We start from the raw sequence: 3,314 nt of genomic DNA, 5'->3' as shown, positions 1-3,314 counted from the left end.
TCAGAAAACCTTCACCGGAGCGGACCTTGGCGGTTGTCCCCTTTCGCCCGGAATCAAGCCGAAGGCGCCGGGCGAGCGCCTGCCCGTCCCGGCGGGCTGGCGCTTATGAGGCCGCGCGCTTCGCATGTGGGACGAGGGGCTTTGCGGCTATAAACTGCCCTGAACCTCGGTCGCTGCGCCACCCCACGGGCAGGCACTCGTCCGGCTCGCGTTGGACTCATGGTAATGTCCGCAAAGTCCCGACAGCGGACCCGCGCGTTTTGCGAACCTGCCGTTCGCGGCAGCGAAAGCCGCGTCAGTCGCCGCCGAACAGCTTGCCGAGCCCCTTCAGCGCCTCATCCTGCAATTTCCGTTTCGCCGCGTCTTCCAGGCTTTCGTCACTCTCCGGATCGACACCAAGTTCCTTGGCAGCCTTCTTTTTCGCCTTCTTCGCAGCCTTCTTGCGCTGTTTTTCCAACTTGGCCTTCAACGCTTCCTCATCAACACCCAGCTTTTGTTTCGCCAGCGCCGCAAGATCCAGCTTGAATTCGGGATCATGCCAGGGCCCGGTGATCTGCAGCGGCACCGAAATGCCACCGCTGCCATCGTCCTTTGCCAAAGCCGTCGGCACGACGCGGTAGTTCAGATTGCGCTTGCCAAGCCCTACCTTGCCCTTGCCCGCCACTGAAACCAGCGGACCAGCCAGCGTCAGATCGTCGTTTTGCAAGACGCCGTCCTTGATCACATAGCTCGCAGTGATCTTGTCAAAGATGGTCTTCTGCCCCTCGCCGACATAGTTCACATCAAGCGACCGCAACATGCCCGCCAGATCGAGCCCGACCAGCGCACCGTCGGTGAAGGCAAAGCTGCCGTCGCCGCTCAGGCCCGACATGATCGCATCCATGGAATTGCCGGAGCCGAGGAACCGGGCGGCAAGCTCTCCCGTACCGATCAGGCGTTCGTAATCGGCCGCATCGGTCAGCAGGGGCTGCATGGCAAGACCACTGGCGACAAGATCGCCACCAACCGACAATCCACCGCGGCCGTTGACGACGAACTGACCGGCCACCACACCGCCATAGGCTGCCATCCGGGTGATATCGAAAACCATGCGCGCCCGGTCATTGGTCAGCGCCACCTCTACCGGCCCCACACGGGTACCGGCCAGTTCCAGCACACCTATATCCAGCCGCAGCGCCGCATCCATCGCCTCCAGCCCGCTGACATCAATCGGCTCTTTCGACCAGCCCTTTGGCTTTGCCCCTTTCTTCTTGGTGCCGCCACCGCTGCTCTTGGTCTTCGTGTCCTCACCCTCATCGGCGAAGAATGTCAGTTTGTCGGCACGCAGGTCTCCGGTCAGTTTCGGACGCTCGCCCGAGGTCGTCAGCGTCAGATCGCCGCTCAGCCGGTTTTCATCCAGCACCATCACCGCAGAGGTCAGGTGCAGGCTCTGCTCGGCCGTCCAGCTTATGTCGCCTTCCAGCGCCGCTTTGCCCCGCCCCGCCCCCTTGGGCAGATCCGGCACAGGTGCTCCGGCCAGCGCCGCGAGTGCCGCCATGTCGGACAGATCGGCGGCGAGGTAACCCTTGGCAACCGGGGGAACGATCCCGGCATCGCCGGAAAAATCGAACACCGATTTGCCAATCCCGGCCTTGAGCGACACCGGCACCGCGCCGCCGTCAAGCAGAGCCGTCAGGGACGCGACCCGGCCGACAGTGCTGATCCGGACACCGTTGAGAATGGCGGCAAGATCCACATCCGCGGGGCCACCGGCTGACGGCAAAGCCACCTTCAGATCCAGCGCATCCAGGGTCTGGTGCAGGCCGCTCCCGTGATCGGTGAAACTCAGGCGCGCGCCCTGCACGGTCCCCTCATCCAAAGTGAACCGGTCAAGGCCAAAGCCCTCGCCACCGGCAGCGCCACTTTTCGGCCGTGTATCGCTGCTGTTCTGCCCGCCAGTTGCGCCGGTCTTTTTCGGCGAAAAGTCCCAGTTTACACGCCCATCCGCTGCCCGTTCCAGCCGGATCACCGGTGCAATCACATCGACCCGGCGGATCGTGATATCGCCCCGGAACAAGGCTTGAGGGTCGAGCCCGATCGACAGTGCTTCGGCCTCGATCATCGGGCCCGCATCCGACCAATCGGCATTGGCGACAGAAGCCCCTTCCACACGCGCGCCGATATGTGGCCAGAACGAGGGGCTGATCTTGCCGGAAATGGTCAACTGGCGCCCTGTTGCCTGTTCAAACTGTCCCGCCGCGATCCGGGCAATCTGATCCGACGGCAGGAAGAACAGCCCGACAACGGCGACGACAGCCAACACCACAAGCGTGAAGGCGACCCGAATGATCCAGCGCATGACTGCCTCTTTACCACTACACGTTTTACGAGATTCTAGGTTCGGCTCGCCCCCGGCACAAGGGCCGCCACCGCCATCGCGGGCGCGACCGCCTATAGATTCAGATCAAAGGCCCGATCAAACAGGATCGCCCTTCACCTGTTTCCAAATACTCTCCCCGTTCGCCTTGCGAACGGGGAGAGGCATATCTTGCGCGCGGGATATTCCGCGCGCTCAATTCAGTCCATGGTTCAAAGGCTGCCGCCGACGCCAACCTTGACCTGGCCCGAGACCGTGACACCTGGCTTGGCAGAGGGAGGCGTCGGTTCACCGTCGGCACCACAGGCCGCGAGTGAGGTGACGAAGAAAAGGCTGAGGCATAAGCGGATCATCATTGGCTCACAGTGAGGCCGATACCGGCGATGGAGGTTGAAAGCGATGGTGCCAGCCGGACACCGTCGGAGGTCACCCGCGCCCCGACATGGGCACGGGGTTGGGCGCATGCAACAAGAAGACCCGTCGCGGCGAGAAGCGCAACAACCTTCCTCATCCGATGCGCCCCTTCCAGTCAGCGATGCGGGCGCGCACCTGATCGGGAGCGGTTCCGCCATAGCTCTGGCGCGAGGCGACTGAGTTGTGGACGCCGAGAACCGAATAGACCTCATCGGTGATCCCGGCATGGGCCGATTGCATGTCCGTGAGGCTGAGATCGGGCAGGTCGCAGCCCTTCTTCTCGGCCATGGCGACAAGGCTGCCGGTCACGTGATGGGCGTCGCGGAAGGGCAGGCCCAGTGCCCGCACCAGCCAGTCGGCCAGATCGGTCGCGGTGGAAAAGCCCGAGGATGCGGCGGCTTCGAGACCCGCGCGATTGGCGCTCATGTCGCGCACCATGCCTTCCATCGCCGCCACGGCCAGCATCAGGTTGTCGGCCGCGTCGAATACCTGTTCCTTGTCCTCCTGCATGTCCTTGGAATAGGTCAGCGGCAGGCCCTTCATC

Annotated in this window: 3 protein-coding genes and 1 pseudogene; all 4 read right to left on the bottom strand. The window is 63.3% G+C overall.

From position 1 onward, the window contains the following. Positions 1 to 295 precede the first annotated feature (295 nt). Positions 296 to 2,338: an AsmA family protein gene (locus tag WBB85_RS23375; RefSeq protein ID WP_432640959.1), complete on the bottom strand. Its 2,043-nt coding sequence runs from the start codon at positions 2,336 to 2,338 to the stop codon at positions 296 to 298. A gap of 230 nt (positions 2,339 to 2,568) precedes the next feature. Further along, on the bottom strand, positions 2,569 to 2,709 hold the full coding sequence (locus WBB85_RS23370; protein WP_432640958.1) for an argininosuccinate lyase: 141 nt from the start codon (positions 2,707 to 2,709) through the stop codon (positions 2,569 to 2,571). Then, on the bottom strand, positions 2,709 to 2,867 hold the full coding sequence (locus tag WBB85_RS23365) for a hypothetical protein (RefSeq protein WP_432640957.1): 159 nt from the start codon (positions 2,865 to 2,867) through the stop codon (positions 2,709 to 2,711). Before WBB85_RS23365 ends, WBB85_RS23370 begins: the two co-directional genes overlap by 1 nt. Continuing rightward, positions 2,864 to 3,314: pseudogene (locus WBB85_RS23360) on the bottom strand (argininosuccinate lyase); the annotation flags it as partial. The pseudogene WBB85_RS23360 and the gene WBB85_RS23365, both read right to left, overlap by 4 nt.

Source organism: Albidovulum sp., assembly GCF_049646345.1.
Classification (GTDB): Bacteria; Pseudomonadota; Alphaproteobacteria; order Rhodobacterales; family Rhodobacteraceae; genus Albidovulum.
The sequence above is the reverse complement of the archived record's forward strand: the minus strand, read 5'-3'. Positions and strand labels throughout refer to the sequence as shown.

Bases quoted from the DNA above. Each gene is read 5' to 3' on its own strand.
- WBB85_RS23370 (WP_432640958.1), bottom strand. From the start codon at position 2,709: ATGATCCGCTTATGCCTCAGCCTTTTCTTCGTCACCTCACTCGCGGCC.
- WBB85_RS23365 (WP_432640957.1), bottom strand. From the start codon at position 2,867: ATGAGGAAGGTTGTTGCGCTTCTCGCCGCGACGGGTCTTCTTGTTGCA.
- WBB85_RS23375 (WP_432640959.1), bottom strand. From the start codon at position 2,338: ATGCGCTGGATCATTCGGGTCGCCTTCACGCTTGTGGTGTTGGCTGTC.